Origin of the sequence: Halomonas ramblicola (genome assembly GCF_030409215.1) — a bacterium.
Lineage (GTDB): Bacteria > Pseudomonadota > Gammaproteobacteria > Pseudomonadales > Halomonadaceae > Halomonas > Halomonas ramblicola.
This window is the reverse complement of sequence record NZ_JAUFPL010000032.1, coordinates 423,640-446,183: the sequence shown is the minus strand read 5'-3', so window position 1 is coordinate 446,183 and position 22,544 is coordinate 423,640. Positions and strand designations below refer to the sequence as shown.

The window sequence follows — 22,544 nt, the reverse complement described above, 5'->3', positions numbered from 1 at the left end:
GAGTTTGTGGCAAGGAGGAGAGGATAAGGACGGTGCCGAGCGCTGTCGAGGTCGTCTCGGTATGAGAAGGGTTACGGAAGGTTTCTCAGGATGGAGCGCGCGGGCAGGCTGGAAGTGTCGAACTCAGGGGGCAAGACTCTGGTACTCTCTCATTGGGGGCTTCCTATCTCTTGGCCGAAATTGGAAATTTCCTGTGACCGCATCACACGGTCAAACTTCGAGTACTCCCCCGGCAAAGCCGGAGGAGTACCTTATTTGTTTTCTGTATTTTTATTTGATTACCTAGGCTCCCATCCCAGCTGCTGCAAGATATCGTAACGGTCATAATGAGCACGTTTTTCGATAATTTTTCCATCTTTGAATGTAAATAGATTACACATTGACATGCGCATTTTATGACCGGTTGGTTCAAAGCCATAAAAATTGCCAGTATGCTTTCCTTCTGTTACCACGTACGCTGCTACTCGATCTCCTTCGCCGACAGTTTCTGTAGTAAAGTGGCAGCCCTCGAAAGCGTCGATATGCTTCTTCTCAGCCTCAATAAAACCTTCTGCACCAGGTCGTGGAGTATCAATTTGGTTGTAGAATACAAAATCTTCATGACACATTGCAGCTGCTGAGTCATAGTCGCCCTCATTAAGGGCGTTATAAAATGCAACTACAGTTTTTTTATTTTCGCTCACGGACATAACTTCCTCCCATCAGGGATAATCAAATGGATGTGGCTGGATTGGATCGTTTTGAGTTTTGAAAATTAAGCTAAATTATAGAAGTTTTGATCAGAACTCTCCGTGCTTCATTGATGAATGAAAAGCCACCATAACAGAGGCTATACTTAGTTTCTAAAAGGAAAATATTGGAGACCGGTATAACAAATTCTTTACCTCTCCTCATTTACGAGTGGGTTGATCGAACGTGAAAGGCCGAGACACCCTGGTGGCCGTGGACCTCGATCGGCAAGCCATCGATATCCAAGGGCAGTTGCTTGGGTCGTTCGCCGTTTTTCAGCGAGGTCAGGCGCCAGTTCACCAGTCGCAGCAGGCCTTCGTGCACGGCATCGATGTTGTCGTTGCGGCCGAGGCATGTAAGTAGCCGTGACAGCATGGCTTGAGACGGCGGATCCTGTGCCAATGGCGTCGTCCCGCTGACATCACTGAGGCCAGCTGCCAGAGCGGGTCTCGGCGAAGCGTGTTGATATCGCTGAGGTCGATCCAGCCCATCGCCCGCTGTCGCTGGTGGTGTGCCGGCCGTCGAGCTCAACGCGGATGGACCCGTTGCAGGCTGGCCTCATGCTCACCTCGACGCAGCATTCAGCTTCTGAGCTTGTCCAGGACTTTTCCGTAGTTCAGCATTTCGAGTCCTAGTTTTTGGCCCATCTCGTACACATCGCCAAACATCGTGCGGCTTTCGGTGGGTTTGCCCGCCTCATAGTCATACATGAGCGATGTACGATACTCAGGATCAACCTCGCGGACCGCGGTGAGAGTGTCATCGAGCGCTTGTTGTTCGTCAAATTCTGCGTTGGCAGCTCGGCCGAGTGCCGCTAACTCTCGCACCAGACCTGCCAAGAACTCCATTTTCTCTGGATCACGGGCGATGTCACCGGTAGTGGCGTTGAAGTGGACCAGTGCGCCTGACAGACTAGACACACGACAGAATTTCTTCAGTGCTTCCTTCAGCATCGCCTCACTGACTTCCGTCGTACAACCGCTATCAATCAGATCCTTCTGGATTTGTTCTGCTTGTGGGAAGATTTCTTGCCCGTCTCGTGGCCCGAATACGATTCGGAAGAAGTCAAGCTTGTGCTTGCAGTATCCAGGTTTGACGAGTTCGGAAGCCACATACGCCTCGCCTTGGGCAAGAATCGGCGACGAAGTGATTCCAGCTTCAATGTTGGCTCCGATGTCTAAAGCGTTGATCAATGGCAATACCACGGTATCAGACCGGCATACTCTATCCAAGAAAGAGAAGACGGTATTAATCGAGTATGATTTCACACATATGATGACAACATCAGGTGATTCATCGTACTCCTGTTCCGTCATTGCCCGAACCGGAGATTGGTGGTGGGTGCCCTCTGGTGCGTAGTAAAGTTCTAGGTAGCCTTGCTCGCGAATTGCTTCAAAATGTGTACCGCGGGTGATTAGGGTGATATCTTTTCCGGCCATAGCCATGTAGCTGGCCAGCACAGATCCAATCGCCCCGCCTCCGAAAATTACGTACTTCATAGGGTTTCCTTTTACTTAACAATGATCTTAGCGGCTGCTTCATAAGCGGCCGGGGTGAGGTCTTGCCCGATTCCCGGTTCATCCGGGATCGTGAAATAGCCGTCTTTGGGTTGATAGTTATTGACGCACATGTCGATATTTGCTGGGATCAGGCTGGTGTTGTTGTGCTCATGAATTACGAAGTTTGGTAGTACCGCCTCCATCTGCAACGCCGCGGCCGTAGAGATCGGACTACCAATCAAGTGAAGCTGAACTCCCACGTCGTACGGGGCGGCCATCGCACAGATCTTGCTGACTTCGGTAAAGCCACCTGCATTGCCCAGATCCGGCTGGATCAGGTCGACAGCCTGGTTTTCAATGTACGGCCGGAAACCAAACCGACCATACAGCCGCTCTCCTGTAGCGATTGGAATGCTAATCCGATTACGCAAATCCTTCATCGCTTTCCAGTTCATTGGAGCAGTTGCTTCTTCGAAGTAGAGAACGCGGTATTGCTCCATCTCACGTGCGAGCTGCACAGCAGCCTTGGAGTCGGTGTGGCAGTGTAGTTCAACAATAATGTCTAAGTCTTCGCCACCCACCTTTCGTACTGATGCCATGCGTTCTGACGCCGTTCTGACCTGCTCAGCAGTCAGCACACCGTGTGTATTCCACGTCATCCACCGTCCGTCCAGGTCGAAACCAATGGGGTTGACTTTGACGCAGTCGAACCCATTATTGATTGCTTTTTCGGTGGCGCGACAGTAGTCATCCGGAGTCACCATCACGCCCGGTTCCGCCCCCCAATCGAATTGGATCTGTGAGGCGTAGGTACGCAGACGGTCATTCGTCTTTCCGCCGAGGAGCTGGTAAACGGGAACACCCAAAACTTTCCCTTTCAAATCCCACAACGCATTATCAATGGCGCTGATAACGGCATAGACGAGGATTCCCCCAGCCATTCCCCAGAACGTGCGTCGATACAACATTTCCCAGATAGCTTCGGTACGAAACGGATCCTGACCGATCAGCAGGGCTGCGTAATCACGTGCCAGACCAACCTGCCCGTGCGCTGCATTACCCATTGGAAGGCCAATCTCTCCGATGCCATAACTTCCCTCATCCGTGTTTATTCGCACAATGGTGGGATTCCATGGGATACCGTATTTATCTCCGTCGTTACCTGCAAGTTGCAGGATTTCAACACTTACGATCTTCATGTGACTCCTTATACATTCTGTGTTTGGCGGAATATGCCGGGTCATTCTTCTGCAATAGTATGAAATGAATCCATGCTCAATGTTTCGTCTCCGGAGTATCTTTTATAGTCATGGTATGTCTTTTGACTCCACCCGAACGCTTCGCCTTTTCGTCTCTGAAACGCCAACGGTTCGCCAAAATTGGCAGGAAGAGCATAGTCCACACAGAAATGAAGACAGCAGGCAGTGCTGTAATGGGATCAAAATGCACATGTGCCAACATGGCCGCAAGTGCGGAATTCTGCATCCCGACCTCAATCGAGATGGCCCGTCGCTGGGGAACTGGCATCTTGAACGCTGCCGAAACCGTATACCCCAGGAAGAGTCCGCCGACGTTATGCAGTATTCCGGCAATGATCAAGACGCCGGCCACCGAGACGAGCAGTTCTTGGTTGATGGCAACCATGGGCGCCAAAATGAGTACCATCCCGATCGCAGAAACCAGTGGAACCGTTCGGGCTGCTTCCCGGGTTGCTCGCGGCATATAACTACGCAATAGAGCACCGATCGTCACCGGGATCACGACCACTTGGATGATCGACATCACCAGATTGGCTGCGGGAACCGGCAACAGTTGATTCATATACAGCAACATCAAAGCAGGAGTCGCGATTGCTGAAATCAACGTTGAAAATGTCGTCATGGCTACAGACAAAGCGACGTCGCCTTTTGACATATACACCATGACATTGGAACCGATACCGCCCGCGACCGACCCAACCAGGACAAGACCAAGTGTCAGCTCCGGACTCAACTGAAGCACGGTGGCGATTCCAAACGCGAGAGCTGGCATGATAACGAATTGACATACCACTCCCACCACTAATGGCCATGGGTGCCTCACGATAGGCTTGAAATCCCCCGACGTCAGAGTGAGCCCCATTCCAAACATGACAATCATCATGAACCACTTGCCCATGGGCACCAGTGGCAAAAAAACACTAGGAAATATAAACGCGCTTGTGGCTGCTAGCGTGGTCCAGATAGCGAAATACTTACTAGCGCACCCAGATATCGTATCTACTATTGTTTTCATTATAACTCCGTGTCGTTAATAAAATGTCTGATCTATAGTACCGACTGGCAGCCCCCAAGCAGGTGCAGCTATCCGTCAGAAGTGATACATCACCATCCCTTGGAGACGAACCGCATCACCATCATCGCCGTTAGCGATTTCGCGGGTCTGGTGACTGACTTCCAAACCGTAGCTGACGCGGCGCATCGGTGACCAGATATAGTTCAGATGAAGATCGCTGAAGGTCTTGTTGGCCAAATCGGCGTTGGCGACTCCGGCGTTGACGGCATCATCCAGATCGGCGGTAGCATAGCCGTAGCCCAGGTTGATGTAGCCAGGACCTGCCGCCACCCGTACACCGACGCTACCGCCGGTTAGCGTGATTGGTTCGACGCTGCCTGTGTCAGGATCCACATAGGCCGGGGCCGCGGGCGACTCCGACAAGTATTCGCCGATTCCATCGCCATGCGTGATACTGCCTCGCAGGGTTACAGCCGGCGTGAGGCGATACTCGGCCTCAAGGCCCACACCCCAGCCGAGCGCGCTGTCATCCTGAACACCATCGTCGACCTCCAACTGACGCAGCACCCCCGAGGCGCCATAGCTGAGATTGCCCGCCTTGCCCATGTAACGCAGGGTCAGATCTGGCAGGGTATTCTTGTTTGCACTATGTGCGACATAGCGCCCGTTCGGCGCGAAACCGTCCGCCACGGTGCCACCGACATTGCTCGGATCCTCGAGTGCTACCGAGAAGCCACCGGTGGTATAGCGCAGCTGACTTTGCCGGGCACCGGTTCCCGGCCCCGGCTGTACCTTGAAGTCAACCGTACGATTCACCCCCAGCACGGAGCCAAAGTTGCTCCACGTCTGTCCAGCGATGATACCGTTCCATTGAGCGTAGGCATGACGCAGCCGGAGCTCCTCGCCATCACCGCTGCCGCCGTAGAAATCCCCTTCGATCACGGTCTGCAACTCCCCCCGCTCGGTCGGCGTCGAGGTTGCGAAGGCGATGCGGCTCTCCTTGGCGTGGAGTTGGGTATGCCCATTGATATTATCACGAGTAGTGCCATCTAAGGGAATCGCTGGGTTGAACCCTAGGGGGGGAAGCTCGGCGTCCATGTCATAGATCATGTCCAGTTTGACGTAGCCATAGATGCTCGCCGTGGTATCCCCGACCTCGAACTCATACGCCTGGGCGGAAAGGGAGACCGCCAGGGCTAGGGAGGAGAGTGTGAATAGCATACCTCTTCTCAGGTTCTTGAAGTTATCCATCGTAGCTGCCTTTTCATTGTATTTATCGGACATGGTTTTTCCTGTTGTGTGTAAGTAAATGGATGTGGTTGAGCTGAGCTATGTGGAAGTTTCTAACTAAGCTAAAGCGTAAAGGCTTTAATCAAAATCCTGTGGGCCCCATCGGTGAGTTGAAACCTATCATGACAGAGGCTCTGCTGAATCTCTAATAGGAAAATATTGGGGGCTGGTATAACAAATTCTTTACCCCATCTCGGACAATGGTTCGTACCATGGACCACTGCACTCCGGGACCCAATGCCTAGCCAAGGAATTCGAGCCTACGTCTCAGTCCATCCACAACTGGGTGAAGCAGAGCATGGGATACCGACAGCTAACACAGACCCAGCGATACCAGATCCACGCCCGCCATGACTTGGGAAAGAGCCAGCGCTAGATCGGCAGGGGGCTGGGTCTCCATCACAGCACGATCAGCCGTGAGCTGCGCCGCAACGCCACCTCCGGCGGCTACGATCCCGAGTAGGCCCAGCCCCTCAGTGATCATCGGCGCCGTACAGCCTGGAAGTGGACTCAGCGCTTGCCGAGCATGATCGCCGCCGTTGTTGGTCGGCTGCGTGAGAAGTGGAGTCCCCAGGAATTCAGCGGGTTCATGGCGCCCTTTGCTGGCGTAGGCATCAGTCATCAGTGGATCTACCCCTGAATCTGGGATGACACGGCACAGGGTAGTGGTCTCTGGCTGCATCTCCGTCGACCCAAATGGCGCAGCGAGCACCTAGCCCAGGCCAAGAGCGCAGGGCTTGGCAATATCCCCAACCGGGTAGGCATCGAACACCGCCCGACTGAGGCCGATGATCGGCGCTTCATCGGCCACTGAGAGGGTGACACCGGGCTCGAGGGGCACAAGCAATTGGGATTTGTCGCGCTGGTAGAGCGCCGCAGCGGGTACCTATTGGCAGTACTTCCCCAAGGGAACGGACTTCCGACAGGACACCGATGCCGAATTGCGCTAGGTGGTGTGGAAGCAGAATGACCGCCCCAGGAAGCGACTCGACTACTGGACACCGGCATAGGTGTTCATGGGGGAATACTCAGGAGCCTTGGATACCACGGGTGTTGCGCTTATTACTTGAATTCAGGTTTTCAGGCTGGCCCCATGAATAAGCCGGGCTCATTCTGGTACTCAGCCTGGACAACGGGGTCTGCTTCATCGGGTAGCTCTGTCAGGCGGCGGCAGGAAGGTCAGGTACTATTCCGCCGGTGCCGGTTAGGTAGCCGCGACAGGATTTATGCGGCGCTTCCTAAGACATAATGCAGCCTCTTTTTGAAGCTGGGCAGTGTCCGGAAATCTCGTTCAACTCACCCCAGCTCCTTGCCTTTCTAGATTGCCAGACAAGATCAAGACTATTTCTATCACACCCAGACCGCTCCTTCTGAAACTGATTCGGCGTAATCTTTGGCACATTTTTCAGCGATGGCAACGATATCATTCAAAAATACGCTCTGGTTCTTTTTCTTTAGACAAGCGGTCATGTAAATATTCGGTGGCGATTGTCTTATCGGAAGTTTTACCAAGGCTCCCGCTTTAATCTCTTCAATAACCGCTGCCGTTGGCAATGGCATAACGCCAATACCTTTTTTCACAAGGGATAAGCCGGTGGCTCCAGAAAACACGCAGTCTAACTTTACCATTTGAGTGTCTGACATTGCGTCTTCCATGCCGTTGACCAGTAGATACTCTTTAAGGTAAGGATAGGTGGATGCATTGCTGGGGGGTAGAATAATTGGAAAGCCATTTATCTCACTGATGTCCATCTCTTCATGATCAGAAAAAAACTCGGGGGACGCGACCCAGGACATTGAAAAAGTGCAAATTTTTTCATTATGGAGCTCGGGTTCGCTTTGTGGTCCTAATACAAATACCAGATCAAGTTCATCGTTTCTTATCTTCTGCATAATTTCAGATTGAAGGCCACCTTTAAACTCCAGGACTGTTTTGGGATATCGATCCTGGAGTTCGCGAATAAAGTCAGGCACCCAGGTCACTGTCGCCAGCTCAACAACACCGACCTTTAGTGTGTCTTTTAGCTCATTGTCAGAGAGTGTGCTTTCAAGCTCTCCTTCCAAATCGACAATCTTCTTGGCATACTGGAGTACTAATTTGCCCTCGGGTGTTAATTTTAAAGGCTTAGTTCCTCTGGTATAGAGCTCAACGTCAAATGAATCCTCTAGCGCCTGAATACGTGAGGTGATTGTGGGTTGCGTAGCGTGAAGTTTTTCTGCTGTTTTGCTAAAGTTTCCCAGTTTTGATAGCCAGATAAAGGTCTCATAGAATCTAGTGTTCATACATGTTTGTCCCTTTCGCTATCTCGTTCAATTTTTGGAGTTGCGAGGTACCACCCGCTTTTCTTATCATGAATTCAATCGAGAGTCCATTGGTTGAGATGGCCTCTACTCCATCTACTTCTACAGAACGCCACCGACACAGATAATCCCGCCTCATTCATGAGGGCGCTGATCGAGCGTCTTGGATCCACTAGTTGCTAGCTTTGGCCCTCATCAGCAGCATCTGTGGTATGAGAACCTGCTGGCCGATGCCAGAGTACAGCTTTTCTTTCGCTCTATTATAACTTTAAGGAATTGATGTCAGCCGTCAGGGTAGCCCTGATCGCTGGCTACCGTTGTGGCCGCCCTGGTCTTGGCTTTGTCGCGGTATCGCTGGGGTGTCAGCTCAACTCGGTCAGCTTCTGCAGGCCCATGTGGCTGCGCAGCCGGCCATTGTCGAGATCTTTCCAGGGGCTACAGCGTCGCGTTGTCGGTGAAGCCGGCGTCGATGCGCACTCGAACCTGAGCTCCGGTGCTCTCGTGGAGTCACCTGATCAGACGCGGGATCCAGGTATCGGCATTCTCGGCCGGACCGGCGTTGTCCTCGCGCAGCAGGCCGCCCACCATGTCGCCTGTCTCGGCCAGCGAAGCGACCAGCGGCGAGTAGATGCATGCACCGACGTGCCCGTGAAAGGCCGAGCCACCCTGGTGGCCGTGGATCTCGCGAGATCCAGGGTCAGCTACTCGGGACGTTCGCCATTCTTCAGGGAGGTCAAGCGCCAGACTACCAGTCGCAGCAGGCCTTCGTACACGGCATCGATGTTGTCGTTGCGGCTGAGGCACGTCAGCAGCCGCGACCGTGTGGCTTGAGAAGGCCGATCCTGCATCAATGGTGTCATCCCAAGGGCATCACTGCAGGCCAATTGCCAGAGCGGGTCACGGCGCAACGTGTCGGTATCGCTGAGGTCGATCCAGCCCATCGCGCGCTGCAGTACCAGGGGCGCAGTTGACTGACTAGGTGACGGACTGGCTCTATGTCTCGCCACTGCTGAGCTGGTACGCTCCCGACAAGAGCGCGGCGCAGGGCGGCATCCAGCTGGGCGATGCCGACACGTCCCTTTATGCCCAACTGCTGGTGGGGGTGTTTTTCTGATCACAAGGCGCGAAGCGGGTGAGGTGCTGATCGCCGGGGGCGGCCCCGCCGGCGCGGCCCTAGCCATGCTGCTCACCCGGGTCGGTCACCAGGTCACCCTGATCGGCCGGCGCCGCGACTACCGCGCCATCGAGGGCATCAGCCGGCGCAGCCTCCAGGCCTTGCAGGGCCTGGGGCTGGCCCGGGCCGCCGCCTGTGCGGTGGGGCCATTGCCACGCCGGGTCACCTGGGGTGGCAAGGCGCGGGCGCCCAACGCCGAGTGGTTGCTGCCGCGTCCGGCCTTCGATGCCGCCCTGCTGGCGGATCTTCGCGAGGCCGGCGTGACCGTGCTCGAGGCACGCATCACCGGCCTCGAGAGTAACGGCGACCAGGCGCGGCTGGCCCTGGCCGATGGCCGCGTCTTGACCGCCCCCTGGGGCGTGGAGGCGCGGGGCCGGGCGGCGGCACGGCGTCACTTCCGCGACGCCGCGCCCTGGTCGACCCCGGCCTGGATCCTGCGCGGCGAGGCCGCGGACGCGACACCGGCCAGCGCCGCCCTGTCGCTGCCCGGCGGCGGCTGGGCCTGGTGGTCGCGGCTCGAGGGCCAGCAGTACCTGCAGTTGGCGCTGCCGGAGGCGACGCTGCGCCGAGCACGCCGGGATCCCGGCGCCTGGCTGGCCGCCCAGCCCGAGCTGGCCCCGCTCTGGGGCGATGCCCCCATCCAGCACCACTATCGGCGCCCCAGCATGCTGGGGCGCACCCGGGTGCGGGAGGGACGCCTGTGGCGCCTGGGGGACGCCGCCATGGCCATCGATCCGCTCTCCGGCCAGGGCATCTTCAATGCCCTCTCCTCGGCCCATGGCCTGGCGCCGGTGCTCAATAGCCTGCTCGAGGGGCAGCCCATCGCGCCCCTGGAACGCTTCCATCAGCGGCGCCAGGATGCCCAGTACTGGCGCTTCGCCCGGGCCGGCCGCGACTTCTATCGCCAGGCCGCCTATCACGAGTCGATGACCGATGCTCCAGCCCCTTACTGGGCGGCACGCTGCCACTGGCCCGATCACCAGCCGCTGCACCAACCGGAGCCCTGGGCCCGGGTGCGGGTGAGTCGCGGCCCGGCCATCGTCGGCACGTGCCTGGTTGAGCGGGAGCTGGTCGTGACTCCCGATCAGCCCCTGGGCATCCAGGCGGTGGCTGGCGTGCTCCTGGCGCCGCTGGTCCGGGCCATGCAGACCGGCGACCGCGAGGAAGCGAAGGCGCTATTGATCGCCGCCGGCCCCGCGGCCCCGGCGGTAATCCGCTGGTGGGCCGAGCACCCCGGCTGGCCGGCGCTGCCCAACTTGTCGTCCGCTGACGTCGTCGTCCAGTCGATGGCCGGTTCTGCGGGCAAGTAGCCCAAGGCCAAGGCAGCAACGCCCTAACGAAGCTATTTCGCCTGACAGTCACGACAACTCGCCCAGGTCTTCTCCGGGCGTTGCACGCCTTCTTGCCGTTTCCATCAGCGTCTTGTTCCACAATGTGAAACCAGTTTAGCTTACCCCCTTTTCGTTACCTCGCTAGTCTCGTTTATCCATGGCGGCTGAAGGAGGTGTCGATGACCTTCCCGCCGTTATGCCAACAACAAGGCTGCCTGATAATGCGAGGCCATCATCATGACAACGCCGTATTCGCTGGATCGTCGTAACTTCCTCAAGCTCTCCGCCGGGGCCGGCATGCTCGCCGCCACTGGCCTGAGTGGCATCGGCGGTGCCCGTGCCGCCACGGTGCAACCCGGCTCCGACGCAGAGCTCGTCGCGCTGTCTGCCGTCGATCTCTCCGCCGCCATTCGCCAGGGCAGCGTCAGCTGTCGCGAGGTCATGGCGGCCTACCTGGACCAGATCGACCGTTATAACCCGACCTACAACGCCATCGTCGCCCTGCGCGCCCGCGAGGCGCTGATGGACGAAGCCCGGGCGGCCGACGACGACCTGGCGCGGGGGCACTACCGCGGCTGGATGCACGGTTTCCCCCATGCGGTGAAGGACCTGGCGCCGACGCGGGGCATCACCACGACCCTGGGCTCCCCGCTGTTCGAGGAGTGGGTGCCGGAACAGGATGCCGTCTTCGTCGAGCGCTTGCGGGCCGCCGGCGCCATCCTGATCGGCAAGACCAACACCCCGGAGTTTGGCCTGGGCTCGCAGACCTACAATCCCGTCTACGGTACCACCCGCAATGCCTTTGACCCGGCCCTGTGCGCCGGCGGCAGCAGCGGCGGGGCCGCGGTGGGGCTGGCCACCCACATGCTGCCGGTGGCGGACGGCAGCGACATGATGGGGTCGTTGCGCAATCCGGCGGCCTACAACAACGTCATCGGCTTCCGGCCGAGCCAGGGTCGCGTGCCTCACGGCCCGTCCCGGGAGATGTTCTATCAGCAGCTCGGTTATGAAGGTCCCATGGGCCGTACGGTCGCGGACACGGCGCGCTTGCTGGCCACCATGGCCGGCTTCGATTCCCGAGTGCCGCTATCACTCGAGACGGACAATGCGCGCTACGCCGGCGGCCTCGATATGGACACCGCCGGCCTCCGGGTCGCTTGGTTGGGCGACTTCGATGGCTACCTGCCCACCGAGCCCGGTGTGCTGGATGTCTGTCGCCAGGCCATCGGCCACTTCGAGGAGCTGGGGGCGCGGGTCGAAGAGGTTGGCCTGGACTATCCCATGGAGCAGCTATGGGAGACCTGGCTGACCCTGCGCCACTTCCATATCGCGGGCATTGCCGATGAGTTGTATGCCGATGAGGCGAAACGGGCGCGCATGAAACCCGAGGCCATCTGGGAGATCGAGGGTGGTCTGCGCCTGACGGGGCTGGACGTCTTTCGTGCCTCGGCCGCCCGCACCCAGTGGTATACGACGCTCGATGCGCTCTTCGACACCCATGACGTCGTCGCCCTGCCCACTGCCCAGGTCTTCCCCTTCGATTCCGACATCCACTGGCCGCAGGAGATCGCGGGTCGCGCCATGGATACCTACCACCGCTGGATGCAGATCGTGACCCCCGGCACCCTTTCCGGTTGTCCGGTGATCAATGTGCCAGCCGGTTTCGATGAGCGGGGCCGCCCCATGGGCATCCAGCTGATCGGCCGCATGCGCGACGACCTCAAGGTGCTGAAGATCGCCCACGCCTACGAGCAGGCCTCGCGGTTAACGCAACAGCGCCCCGATCTGAGGAGTGGTGGCAGCGCTTGATGGCAAGTTGCCCCGTCACGCCGCCTCCCCGTGCAGGCAGGCGGAGTAACGACGGGCAGTCGTCAACAGGTTATGCTCCGGGCCTTCGGATGTCGCCGGTCGACAGGGTCTCCAGGGTCGTGATATGCCCCTCGAGTGCTGATGCCAGCCGTCGTCCGACCGTCTTCAGCCGGGGCAGGTGAATGGTCTCCACCGCTCTGAATGGCAGGCGCCGAGCATCCCAGTAGAGGTTCACGGCCACGCAGGTCTGGTGGCCAATGGGCAGGGTGATGGCGATGGCATCGACGTCGAAAGGCCGGCGGAAGTGATATTCCCAATTGCCGGGCCGGCGCCGGAAGTGCCCGTCGCGGCGCTCCCTGTCCAGTCCATGCAACTGGTGGTCGTCGGGCTCGCCATCCCAGGCTTCTATGGCATCAAGCCCGATGCCGGCCGCCAGCGCGCGTCCCGAGGCGGCTCCCAGCGGGCAGGGACGAGCCCCGATGATGCGATCCTGACCGGTACGGATGCCAAGTCGCGAGTAGTTACTCTCAAGGATGCTGGGCCCGAATGGCGTCGCAACGACCAGGTCCGAGGCCATCCCGGTCATGTCAAACAATTCGTTCAGGAAGGGGCCCGTGACCTTGGCGAGTCGATTGCCCGGATCGGCGGGACCGCCGATGTCGGCCAGTGGCACATAGCGTCTGTCGCCCAGGCGACGATAGAGCCAGCCCAGTTCCTCGAGGTCGCCGAGGAGACGCATCAGCGTTGGCTTGGGTAGATCGAGCAGGAGGTGCAGCTCTTCCAGGCCCAGGGCCCTGTGCTCGACGACCGCGTCCAGTACCAGAGCCACCTTGTGCAGGAGTCGGTTGTGCATCAGCGATGAGCTCCGTGATGGTGTGATAGCCGCCGCTCTCCTTGGGCGATCGATCTCCCCGCTGGGGGGGCCTGACCTAGGCTGTAGTCCGATAACGTCGCCGCCGAGTCACCGGCTGACTGCGCCAGCCAGTAGCCCAGGGCATGGGCCGCGGCGAAGCTGGCCCCGCCCAGGGGCGGCGGCGCTCCCGCCGGTGGTGGCCCCATCTGCCAGGGCTGCCAAGGGCTCTCCATGCTCGCTTCCCTCGCCGCCCAGACACAGGCGTACCAGCGCTCGTCGCGGCCTGGCCGGGGTGGTCCCGGGGGCAGGCCGGCAGCACCGCTGACTGCCAACACCCCGGGCCAGGCCGCCGGATAGACCGGCGCCCCGAAGCGCGGGCTGGCGGCGACGATCCGAGTGCCGGCGGCCTGCAGCCGTTCCGCTGCCGCCTGCAGGCGCACGTCGGCACGCGGCAGGCCCAGGCTGCACAGCAGCCAGGCCGGGGGTGCCGCGGCGTGCCACTCGAAGGCCGCCGCCAGGGCAGCGGCATCGGCGGTCAAGCGATCCTCGAAGAGCTTGTAGAGGGCGATCTCCAGCCGCGGCCAGGGTAGGTAGAGGCCTAGGGTGGCGAGGATGGCCCGCCCATGGCCCAGGCGGTCCTCGGTGTCGGCACCGCCGGGTGAGTGGAAGCGCGCCAGGGCCGTGTCCGGAGGCGCGCCGCTATCGATCATTCCCAGGGATAGAGAGCGCTTGGCTAAGGGCATGCTGGTCAGGGACATGGCTCCGCCTCCACCGCGATCAGCCGTCCTCGCTCAAGGCGATAGCGGGCATCCAGGTGACCGAAGTGGCCGCCCTGGTGGCTGATGATCAGCCGGGTGGTGGTGCCCAGCACCTCGTCGAGCAGGGCGTCGAAGGCGCGGGCGGCCGCCGGATCCAGGGCGGCGGTGGGCTCGTCGAGCAGCACCAGCCGGGGGCGCTTGAGCAGCAACCGGGCCAGGGCCAGGCGCGCCCGCTGGCCACCGGAGACCTTGCCGCCCAGGTCGCCCAGCTCGGAAGCCAGGCCCTGAGGCAAGGCGTCGAACCACTCCGCCAGCCCCACCCGCGCCAGCGCCTCGATCAGCTCGGCATCGCCGGCCTCGGGGGCCAGGGCGCGCAGGGTCTCGGCCAGACCGCCGCGCAGCAGGCTGGGGTGTTGCTCTACCCAGGCCACTTGCTTGAGCCAGTGGCGGCGGGCAAGCGCGTCGAGCGGTACGCCGTCGATGCGGATCTCGCCCGCCTCGGGGACCTCCAGGCCGAGCAGCAAGCGGATCAGGCTGCTCTTACCGGCCCCGGTGGGGCCGTCGATCAGCACCTTGTGACCCGGCGGGAGCTCGAGATCGACGCCCTCCAGCAGCCAGTCGGCCTGGCCGGGGTGGCGGAACTGCAGCCCCTCGAGGTGAATCCTTCCGGGCCCCGTGGGCCGCTCGCCCCGGTAGGGATCCCCCATGGTGGGCTCGTCGAACAGCTCGGCCAGGCGCGCCGCGCTGACTCGAGCCCGCTGCCAGCCACCATAGAGGCCGAGCAGGCCACCGATGGGCGCCATCACCATGCCCAGATAGGCCAGCAACGCCACCAGCTCGCCGAGTTGCAACCGGCCCTGGATCACCAGGTAGCCGCCCAGCAGCAGCACCCCGGCCCGGGCCAGGGCGAGGATCAGTTGGGGCCCCATGTCGCTGAGAAAGCCCACCCAGCGCACCGCCAGCAGGCGGCGCAGCTGCTCGTGGCCAAGTCCCTGCAGGCGGTTGAGGCGCGCGGCCTCCAGGGCCTGGCCCTGGAACCAGGGCCCAAAGGCCAGGGTGTCCTGCCAGAAGCCGGAGATATCGCCGCTCTGCTCGCGCAGCGCCTGCTGGCGGCGGGTCAGGGCCGGGCGCCAGGCGCGCAGCCAGAGCCACTGGATCGGTACCAGCACCGCCACCAGCGCCATCAGGGCCGGACTGAACAGGCCGATCATGGCCAGCGCCCCGACCAGCCCCAGCAGGTTGGAGAGCCCGCCGAGCAGGCCGTCCAGGGCGAAGCCCTGGAGGATCGACAGGTCACCGTCCAGGCGGCTCATCAGATCGCCCCGCCCCCGGGCCTGCCAGCGGGCCGGGGCCAGGCGCAGCAGGTGACGCAGCAGGGCGCGGCGCAGCGCCAGCAGCAGCTTGGCGGAGAGCGCCACATGCTGCAGCCGGGTCAGCCCCTGCAGGGCCAGGGCCGAGAGCCCCACCGCCACCAGGGCGGCGACGTAAGTCACCACCGTGGCGAAGTCGCCGCGCATCAGGCCGTGATCGATCAGTCGCTGGGTGAGCAGCGGCGGCAGCAGCGCCAGCAGGGTGGCCACCAGGCTCAAGGCCAGCAGGCGGGCCAGCGCCAAGCGTCGGGCCTTGAGGGGCCGGTAGAGCCAGCCCCAGGGCAACGGTTGCGAGTCGCGGGAGGTGTCGGGCTCAGGCATGGGCATCTCCCCAGCAAAAAGGGCCGGCGGCTCCTGGGGAGCCCCCGGCCAAGAGGACCACGCAACAACAGCCTAGAAGCGTGCCACCTTGAGAGTCGAGAAGCTCATGTCGCCGGGCAACTGGATCCGCCCCAGGTCGTTGAAGTCGTCATCATAGATGGCGATATCGCTGGAGGCACCGCCCAGGTAGATCCGCGAGCCGTCGTAGGAGGTGTTGATGCTGTAGTAGGTATGGTCGAGTTCGACTCTATCGACGATCTCCAGGGTACGGCTATCTAGCCGGCTGAGGTGGTTATAGACGCTGTAGAAGACGTCCCGATCCTGGGGATCGGAGACCATGGAGAAGATGATGGACTCGAAGGGGGCGATCTCCTTCCGTTCGGTCTCCCCGCTGGTCAGGTCGACCCGGTTGATGCCCCAGTACCAGGTCTCATCCTCCGTGCCCGGGTACTTGGCCACTGCATAAGGTCTGAAGAACTCCTGGGTCACCTCACCCATGGTCCAGACCGTCAGTGAATCGAAGCCCCCATAGTCCGGGTCGTCCCAACTGCGGTTGGCGATAGCGGTCTCGACCTCGCCCGTCTCGGGATCCATGCGATAGATATCCGGACCCGCCAAGTAGAGCTGATCGTCGGCATCGGTCGACATCACCATCACTTGGCGCGGCGCCGGGAAGGTGGCGATGGGCTCGGCGTCGAGGCCCGCCGAGGTATCGTAGACGGCCAGCTGCGGTTCGAGCACGCGGTAGTGATCGATGTTTTTCTCGACGCGGTCCCAGAGGACGTAGACTCGCTCTCCATCCGGGCTGACGGCAATGGAGGTGATGGCCTTGGCGCCGATGTTGCCCTGGGGGCCGTGGGCACGGAACACTTCCTCGCAGTTGGTGAGGTCGATGCCCACCACGTCCTCCCAGCGGTTGTGCAGGATATAGGCCGTGCGGTTGTCCGGCGAGAACTGCAGGGTGCCGGGGCCGAAAGCACCGGCCACGTCGCAGCTGCGCACGATCTCCCGGGCCTCGGGATCGATCACATGCAGCTGGTTGGGGTGGGCCATGGTCACCAGGTACTCGCGCGGCTCGTCGGCCTCGGCAGTATCAACCACCAAGGGCTGGGCGGAGAGGGCCAGCAGGCCCGCCAGGGGCAGATGGAATCGCTTCATTACTGATCTCCTCCCGGATAGACGGCGCTGCCGGGGTCGAGGCTGTCGAGCTTGCGCCAGTCATCCTCGGCGCGATTGGCCCCTTGCCCCCAGTCGGGGTAGGTGTTCATGGTGTCCGGCACCTGGGCGGGCCACCAGCAGGGGTCGGCGCAGCCGTAGAGGTCCGCCTCCATGGGCTGGCACAGGGAGGCCACGCCGCCGAAGGGGTCCACCTCCCAGCCCGGGTCGAAGCTGGAGGTGCAGCCGGCGATAGTCTGCATGGCCTGAACCTCCTCCAAGGCCTCCGGGGTCGCCGCCCGCTCCATCTCGCGGGCCTTGCGGTTGAGGGGCGCCAGCCCCAGTTGGGTCATAGTCTTCTTGTTATCGCTCATGCGCTCTGCCTCCCGGCCAGGGGGCCTTCGAGAAACTCAGGGTTGTGACGCAGGATGCGCGCGTAGGCCTGGATGCCGAAATCGACCCAGTCGCGCATCAGGTCACAGTAGTGGTAGGTGGGGGTCATGGGGTCGCCGTAGCGGGCATAGCTCTCGTGGTAGCAACCGCCTGAGCAGAGGTTGCGGATCCGGCAGTCGGCACAGCCGCGCTCGCTGCGGTCGCTCCTTGCCTCGATGAACTGCTTGAGGCCGTCATGGTCGAGGCCGTCGCCGACATTGCCAAAGGTCGGCATGTCGGAGCCGGTGAAGCGGTGGCAGAGGTGCACGTCCCCGGCGTGATCCACCGAGACCAGTCCCAGGCCGGCGCCGCAGGGCACCGCCTTGCTGCGTCCCTCCCAGAGGTCGGTAAGCAGCTGGTTGAAGTTGCCGAAGCCGATATCGCGCCCCTCGAGGGCCGCGGCCACGGCGCGCTCGCCGAGCTCGACCATGGCGTCGAAGACCCGCTTGAGCTCCTCGCCGGTGAGGTTGTAGGCGGCCATGTCGCCGGAAGTGACCGGGGCGAAGCCCGCCTCGGCGAAGCCCAGCTCGTTGACCAGGTGATCGTGGATGCCGATCACGTCGGTGATGCCGCGGGTCAGGGTGACCCGGGCGCCCACCGGCCGCGAGCGATAGCTCGCCAGCAGCGGCGCGATGCGCTTGGCCACCAGGTCGTAGGTGCCCTGGCCGTTGACCGCGATGCGGTTCTTGTCGTGGATCGCCTTGGGCCCGTCCATGCTCACCGTCAGGCCGAAGCGGTGGGCATCGAAGAAGGCGATCTTCTCCTCGTTGAGCAGGGTGGCGTTGGTGGTCAGGGTAAAGTCCACCGCCTTGCCGAGACCGTGGATACGCTCCTCGGCCCAAGCCACCACCTCGCGGATCAGCGGCATGTTGCTGAGCGGCTCGCCGCCGAAGAAGACGATGTTGTAGCGATCCCGTTGCGGGGCCTCGCGCAGCATCATCTCGATGGAGGCCTGGGCGGTGGCCAGGTCCATCTTCTTGCCGTCCCGGGGGTTGTCCAGGTCTTCCTTGTAGCAGTAGCTGCAGCTCAGGTTGCAGCCGGTATTGACATTGAGCACCACGGTGGAGAGCGGGAACTGCTCCACCTCGACGGTGGGGTTGTAGGCCTGCACCGCGCCGTCGGTGACCAGCTTGAGCGACTTGAGCTGCTCCAGGCGCGCGCTCAGGTCCTCCGAGGCGACGTCGTGGGCCAGGTGGCCGGGCAGGGCGCGGGGATCCAGGCCCTCCTGGCGACCGGCCAGGGCGAGCAGCTCCTCGCTCAGGGCGTCCGGGGCGAACAGGCTGGTGGTGGGGATATGGAACCACAGCGGCTGGCCTTCCACCTCCACCCGATGCAGGTTCTGGGGTATCGCTTGCAAGATTCCCATGATGATCTCCTGGTCCTGGTGTTAGCGAAGCGGCGGGTTGTTCCAGCGCTGCACGGTGACGATCAGGTGGGCGTCGTCCTGGACGTCCTCCTGGCCCACCACGCTGGCGGTGACCCGCAGGTTGCCGGCGTTGTTGGTGTCGAACCGGCGCAGCGGATTGGGGCCCGCGCCGGCGGGAGAGAAGATGCCGGTGGCGGCATCCAGGGTGCCGGCATACTTGACGTCCTCTTCGCCCTCGGCGATCTCGTCCCAGGGGGCGACGCTCCAGGTCACCGGCACCCGACCCAGAGGAATGGCGTCTTCGCCTTCGCCCAGGTAGCCCATGGCGCTAAAGACCCCGCTCACCGGCGGAGTCGCCTCGCTGCCGACCCGCGCCACGCCGAGCTCGGGGCTCACCTCCAGGCGATCCACGGTCCGATAGCCGGCGAGCATCGTATCGGCGCCGGCCTCGCCAACCTGCACCGGCAGCCATCTGGGGGTCAGGTCGGCGGCCGCCTCCACCTCCAGGACCAGGCGATTGTCGCTGCGCTCCACCACCTCGCGCACCATCACGCCCTCGCCCAGGTCGATGTCTCCCTCGCCCAGGCCATGGCCCAGCAGCACCAGGCGTTGTCGAGTACCGGCCTTCAGCGAGGCGGGCAGGCTAGCCATGAGGCCCGGCTCGGCGACCTCACGACGGGCCATCTCCACCATCATGCCGAAGGCCTCGTCATGGTCGTCGAAAATACGCCCGCCGGGGCGCGCGTCGGAGAGGTCCAGCACCTGCTTGAAGTCGCGGCCGTTGAGGCTCAGGTTGGCGCGCCACTCGTAGCCGGTATAGACGATGGCCTGGCCCTCGCCGTCGATCGGCCGGCCGCTGGTAAAAGCGCCGTCCAGGCTCAGGGCGTAGGCGTCCTCGCCTTCGGCGGCGGTGATGGTGACATCGGCATAGAAGTCGCCCTCGCCGGGCCAGTGGCCCCAGAGCTGCCACTCCCCCACCGGATCCACGGCGTCCTGCTCCTGCCAGTCGTCCCAGGCCGCGTTCTCGAGGCCCTGGGTCTTGGCCAGCCAGGGGGCGATCTCGTCCATGGCGATGTCGAGCCAGTCGCGATCCCGGGCCATGGCCTGATACTCCAGGGTTGAGAACTGACCCACATGGAAGTGCACCAGGTGTTCCCACTCCGCTTCGGGACGGCGCTGCAGCTGGGCGCGGCCGCCGGTATGGCAGCGGGCACACATCTCCTGGTAGCTGGGGTGGTCGAAGGATTCGACACGGTTGAGGCGGCGCTCGATCAGCGCGCGCTGGCCGGCGCTCTCCTCGGGGGCCAGGCCCTGAGTGTCGGCCAGGAACTTGACGATATCGCGGCGCGCCTCCATGGGCACTTCGACGCCGTGCATGGTCTGCATGCGCGCGATCGTCATGTCCCAGCCTTCCGGGGTCTTGCGCTGCTGGCTGATGCGGCTCCAGCGCTGGGGGCCGTCCTGGGCCTGATGGCAACCCGAGCAGTAACGGTCGATGGCCTCGCTGCCTGGCGAGGCCTGGGCGAGGGCCGGTGGCAGCAGTAAGGCCAGGCCGCACAGTCCAGAGGTGAGTAGGGGTTTCATCGGTGTGGTCTCTCCTCAATTATTCTTTTGCCAGTCATGAGACGAGTGACGGGGCTGTCATCTGCGACCCGACCAACCTCGCATACTTATAGGCAAATCTCGTGCCATTGAAGGGTTTTTTGTTTTTATTTCTAATATCAATGATTTATTTAAAGAGCGCTCGGTGGGCTTTCGGCTTTATTCTCAAGATGAGATAGATTTGTCTCGGCGTGAAAACGTCTCCCTTCCCTTTCTCTCCTGCCGGGGGGGGCGCTAGGCAATTGAGAGAACGTTGGCATTCCGGGATCAGAAGGAGGGGATTGACGTTAAGTACCTTTCGGTCCAGAATGGCGCCGTGGGGTTCGCTCCACGGCTCTCCGGTAGATAAAGGCAAGGCAATGGCACGACCACAGGAATTCAATGTCAGCGAGGCCCTCCACCAGGCCATGGAAGTGTTCTGGCAGAACGGCTTCGAGGGGACATCGCTGACTGACCTGCTCAAGGCCATGGGGCTGAGCAAGAGCAGCCTGTATGCCGCCTTCGGCGGCAAGCACGAACTCTTCCTGGCGGCGTTCGATGCCTACCGTGAGGAACGTGCACGGGAGATGAGCCGGATCCTCGGGCATGCGCCGGCTCGTGAGGCCATCGAGCGCTTTTTCCGCAAGATCGTTGCGGATGTCGAGCATAGCGGTGCCGCGCGGGGGTGCATGAGTATCAACCAGGCCGTCGAGATGGCGCCTCGCGATCCCGAGATCCGCCGGCGCGTCTTTCAGGACCTTGCCTTGATCGAGGAGGCGCTGACACGCACGATCGCGCGTGGCCAGGCCGAGGGGTCCATCAAGAACCCCGATGAGGCTAGCAAGCTGGCGCGTCTGCTGGTTCTGGGGTTTCCCGGCTTGCAGGTCATGGCCCGTGCCGGTGGTGGCAGGGAGCGGCTCAATGATGCCTTGAACTTGCTGCTGTCCACTCTCGATTGAGGCCTCGAAGCATCCATTTTTTTGACCATTATGGACCTATCGGTCCCTAACCGTCGATAAATATGAGAGAGAGACTGTCCATGAAACTTCAGCAGATTCGCAACGCTACCGTCATCATCGATTATGCGGGGAAACGCTTTCTGATCGACCCGATGCTCTCACCCAAGGGCGCCTTCCCGGCTTTTCCGGGAACGGTGAACGATCACCTGTCCAATCCTTTGGTGGAATTGCCCATTCCCATGGAGGATATCCTTGCTGTCGATGCCGTCATCGTGACCCATACTCATGAGGATCATTGGGACGAGGCGGCCAAGCGGCTTGTCCCGAAGAACAAGCCGATCTTCGTGCAGAACGAGCAGGATGCGGGAGAGATTCGTGCCGAGGGATTCGCCGACGTACGTATGCTTGGCGACGACAGCGAATTCGAGGGAATCACGCTTATCATGACCGCGGGCCAGCACGGTAGCGATGGGATCATGGCCTCCCCCGCTGGCGAGCTACTGGGTGAGGTCTGCGGTGTGGTGTTCAGGCATCCTGACGAGAAAACCGTGTATCTCACCGGCGATACCATCTGGAACGCCTATGTGCAGGACAGCCTGGCGCAGCACCAGCCGGATGTCGTTATCCTCAATGCCGGTGATGCCCAGATCCCGGCACTTGGCTCCATCATCATGGGCAAGCAGGATGTCCATGAGGTCTACCGGGCCGCGCCGGGGGCCGCCCTGATCGCGACCCATATGGAGTCGGTCAACCACGCGACCCTCACCCGTGATGAGCTGCGTGCCTTCGCCGCCGAGAAGGGCATGGCGGATCACCTGCTCGTGCCGGAGGACGGCGAGACCTGCACGCTCTAATTCTCTTGAACTTATAGCGAACAGCATCACAACGGATAAAACGACATGTCTACCGAAGCGAACAAGCAAGTGGTCCGTGAATTTTATGCTGCCCTCCAGCACGAGGACCACGCTGCCGCGGCACGGCTGTGCCATCCGGACTTCGTGTTCTACCTGCAGATGGACACGCCCATTCACGGCGCTGAGGGTTTCATCGCGTCGGAGAAGAAGAACTTCGATGCATTTCCCGGCTTCAGCTTCCAGGTCGAGCGCCTGATCGCCGAGGATGACCAGGTGGCCGCCTACCTGGTCTTCGACGGCAAGCACACGGCCGGCCCCGTCGAGGGCATCGCGCCGACGGGCAAGCGCTTGCGCTTTTCGCTACTGATGCTGCTGACGCTTTCCGACGGGAAGATCATCGAGAAGCGTGCGCACTTCGACCGGCTGGATATACACCGTCAGCTGGCGTCTGAAGCCTGAGAGTCCAGAAACCGTAACCATCCGAAGAG

19 protein-coding genes and 3 pseudogenes are annotated in these 22,544 nt (G+C 61.4%); 7 read left to right on the top strand and 15 right to left on the bottom strand.

From position 1 onward, the window contains the following. Nucleotides 1-278: 278 nt before the first annotated feature. The 6 genes and pseudogenes from QWY80_RS16145 to QWY80_RS16120 all read right to left on the bottom strand — a co-directional run bounded on the left by QWY80_RS16145 (nt 279) and on the right by QWY80_RS16120 (nt 5,786). The gene (locus QWY80_RS16145) at nt 279-689 is read right to left on the bottom strand and encodes an ester cyclase (RefSeq protein WP_290233691.1); all 411 of its coding nucleotides are present in this window, start codon (nt 687-689) and stop codon (nt 279-281) included. Nucleotides 690-915: 226 nt separating this feature from the next. Further along, nucleotides 916-1,229, bottom strand: a pseudogene (locus QWY80_RS16140) (transposase); the annotation flags it as partial. Nucleotides 1,230-1,310: 81 nt separating this feature from the next. Then, nucleotides 1,311-2,228 carry a ketopantoate reductase family protein gene (locus QWY80_RS16135; RefSeq protein WP_290233689.1) on the bottom strand — a complete coding sequence of 306 codons (918 nt, stop codon included), beginning with the start codon at nt 2,226-2,228 and terminating at the stop codon, nt 1,311-1,313. 11 nt (nt 2,229-2,239) lie between these two features. Continuing rightward, nucleotides 2,240-3,427 (bottom strand): mandelate racemase/muconate lactonizing enzyme family protein, encoded by a 1,188-nt coding sequence (locus tag QWY80_RS16130; RefSeq protein ID WP_290233686.1) that lies wholly within the window; start codon nt 3,425-3,427, stop codon nt 2,240-2,242. Nucleotides 3,428-3,503: 76 nt separating this feature from the next. Further along, nucleotides 3,504-4,385: a bile acid:sodium symporter family protein gene (locus tag QWY80_RS16125; RefSeq protein ID WP_290233683.1), complete on the bottom strand. Its 882-nt coding sequence runs from the start codon at nt 4,383-4,385 to the stop codon at nt 3,504-3,506. Between the two features lie 192 nt (nt 4,386-4,577). Then, nucleotides 4,578-5,786, bottom strand: a complete 1,209-nt coding sequence (locus QWY80_RS16120) for a DcaP family trimeric outer membrane transporter (protein ID WP_290233681.1) — start codon at nt 5,784-5,786, stop codon at nt 4,578-4,580. Between the two features lie 304 nt (nt 5,787-6,090). Here QWY80_RS16120 and QWY80_RS19465 point away from each other — a divergent pair. Continuing rightward, nucleotides 6,091-6,802: pseudogene (locus tag QWY80_RS19465) on the top strand (IS30 family transposase). A 340-nt stretch (nt 6,803-7,142) separates the two neighbouring features. Here QWY80_RS19465 and QWY80_RS16115 read toward each other — a convergent pair. Next, a complete protein-coding gene (locus QWY80_RS16115) occupies nt 7,143-8,075 on the bottom strand; it encodes a LysR family transcriptional regulator (protein WP_290233678.1) in 933 nt (310 codons plus the stop codon). A gap of 395 nt (nt 8,076-8,470) precedes the next feature. Further along, nucleotides 8,471-9,081 (bottom strand): annotated as a pseudogene (locus tag QWY80_RS16110) (transposase); the annotation flags it as partial. Here QWY80_RS16110 and QWY80_RS16105 point away from each other — a divergent pair. The 3 genes from QWY80_RS16105 to QWY80_RS16095 all read left to right on the top strand — a co-directional run bounded on the left by QWY80_RS16105 (nt 9,073) and on the right by QWY80_RS16095 (nt 12,407). Continuing rightward, nucleotides 9,073-9,207 carry a hypothetical protein gene (locus QWY80_RS16105; RefSeq protein ID WP_290234193.1) on the top strand — a complete coding sequence of 45 codons (135 nt, stop codon included), beginning with the start codon at nt 9,073-9,075 and terminating at the stop codon, nt 9,205-9,207. The pseudogene QWY80_RS16110 and the gene QWY80_RS16105 sit on opposite strands and share 9 nt — an antisense overlap. A 23-nt stretch (nt 9,208-9,230) precedes the next feature. After that, complete coding sequence (gene qhpG, locus QWY80_RS16100; RefSeq protein WP_290233675.1) at nt 9,231-10,577, top strand: flavin-dependent monooxygenase QhpG; 1,347 nt, start codon at nt 9,231-9,233, stop codon at nt 10,575-10,577. 258 nt (nt 10,578-10,835) lie between these two features. Further along, complete coding sequence (locus QWY80_RS16095) at nt 10,836-12,407, top strand: amidase (protein ID WP_290233673.1); 1,572 nt, start codon at nt 10,836-10,838, stop codon at nt 12,405-12,407. 70 nt (nt 12,408-12,477) lie between these two features. Here QWY80_RS16095 and QWY80_RS16090 read toward each other — a convergent pair whose 3' ends face one another. From QWY80_RS16090 to peaA, 7 genes are all read right to left on the bottom strand, one after another. Next, entirely contained in the window at nt 12,478-13,260 is a 783-nt protein-coding gene (locus tag QWY80_RS16090; protein WP_290233670.1) for a helix-turn-helix domain-containing protein, read from the bottom strand. Next, nucleotides 13,260-14,018, bottom strand: coding sequence for a S8/S53 family peptidase (locus tag QWY80_RS16085; RefSeq protein ID WP_290233668.1), 759 nt, complete (start codon nt 14,016-14,018; stop codon nt 13,260-13,262). Before QWY80_RS16085 ends, QWY80_RS16090 begins: the two co-directional genes overlap by 1 nt. Continuing rightward, on the bottom strand, nt 14,009-15,709 hold the full coding sequence (locus QWY80_RS16080; protein ID WP_290233666.1) for an ATP-binding cassette domain-containing protein: 1,701 nt from the start codon (nt 15,707-15,709) through the stop codon (nt 14,009-14,011). The genes QWY80_RS16085 and QWY80_RS16080 overlap by 10 nt, the downstream gene beginning before the upstream one ends. Before the next feature lie 72 nt (nt 15,710-15,781). Further along, the gene (gene peaD, locus QWY80_RS16075) at nt 15,782-16,867 is read right to left on the bottom strand and encodes a quinohemoprotein amine dehydrogenase subunit beta (RefSeq protein ID WP_290233663.1); all 1,086 of its coding nucleotides are present in this window, start codon (nt 16,865-16,867) and stop codon (nt 15,782-15,784) included. Continuing rightward, nucleotides 16,867-17,238, bottom strand: coding sequence for a quinohemoprotein amine dehydrogenase subunit gamma (qhpC, locus tag QWY80_RS16070; RefSeq protein ID WP_290233661.1), 372 nt, complete (start codon nt 17,236-17,238; stop codon nt 16,867-16,869). Before qhpC ends, peaD begins: the two co-directional genes overlap by 1 nt. Then, entirely contained in the window at nt 17,235-18,662 is a 1,428-nt protein-coding gene (gene peaB / locus QWY80_RS16065) for a quinohemoprotein amine dehydrogenase maturation protein (RefSeq protein WP_290233658.1), read from the bottom strand. Before peaB ends, qhpC begins: the two co-directional genes overlap by 4 nt. Nucleotides 18,663-18,683: 21 nt before the next feature. Next, nucleotides 18,684-20,246, bottom strand: a complete 1,563-nt coding sequence (gene peaA, locus QWY80_RS16060) for a quinohemoprotein amine dehydrogenase subunit alpha (protein ID WP_290233655.1) — start codon at nt 20,244-20,246, stop codon at nt 18,684-18,686. A gap of 377 nt (nt 20,247-20,623) precedes the next feature. Here peaA and QWY80_RS16055 point away from each other — a divergent pair, with 377 nt between their 5' ends. The 3 genes from QWY80_RS16055 to QWY80_RS16045 all read left to right on the top strand — a co-directional run bounded on the left by QWY80_RS16055 (nt 20,624) and on the right by QWY80_RS16045 (nt 22,515). Further along, nucleotides 20,624-21,202 carry a TetR/AcrR family transcriptional regulator gene (locus tag QWY80_RS16055; RefSeq protein WP_290233652.1) on the top strand — a complete coding sequence of 193 codons (579 nt, stop codon included), beginning with the start codon at nt 20,624-20,626 and terminating at the stop codon, nt 21,200-21,202. Nucleotides 21,203-21,282: 80 nt separating this feature from the next. Further along, entirely contained in the window at nt 21,283-22,056 is a 774-nt protein-coding gene (locus QWY80_RS16050; RefSeq protein ID WP_290233649.1) for an MBL fold metallo-hydrolase, read from the top strand. 45 nt (nt 22,057-22,101) lie between these two features. Continuing rightward, nucleotides 22,102-22,515, top strand: a complete 414-nt coding sequence (locus tag QWY80_RS16045; RefSeq protein WP_290233645.1) for an ester cyclase — start codon at nt 22,102-22,104, stop codon at nt 22,513-22,515. Nucleotides 22,516-22,544: the final 29 nt, after the last annotated feature.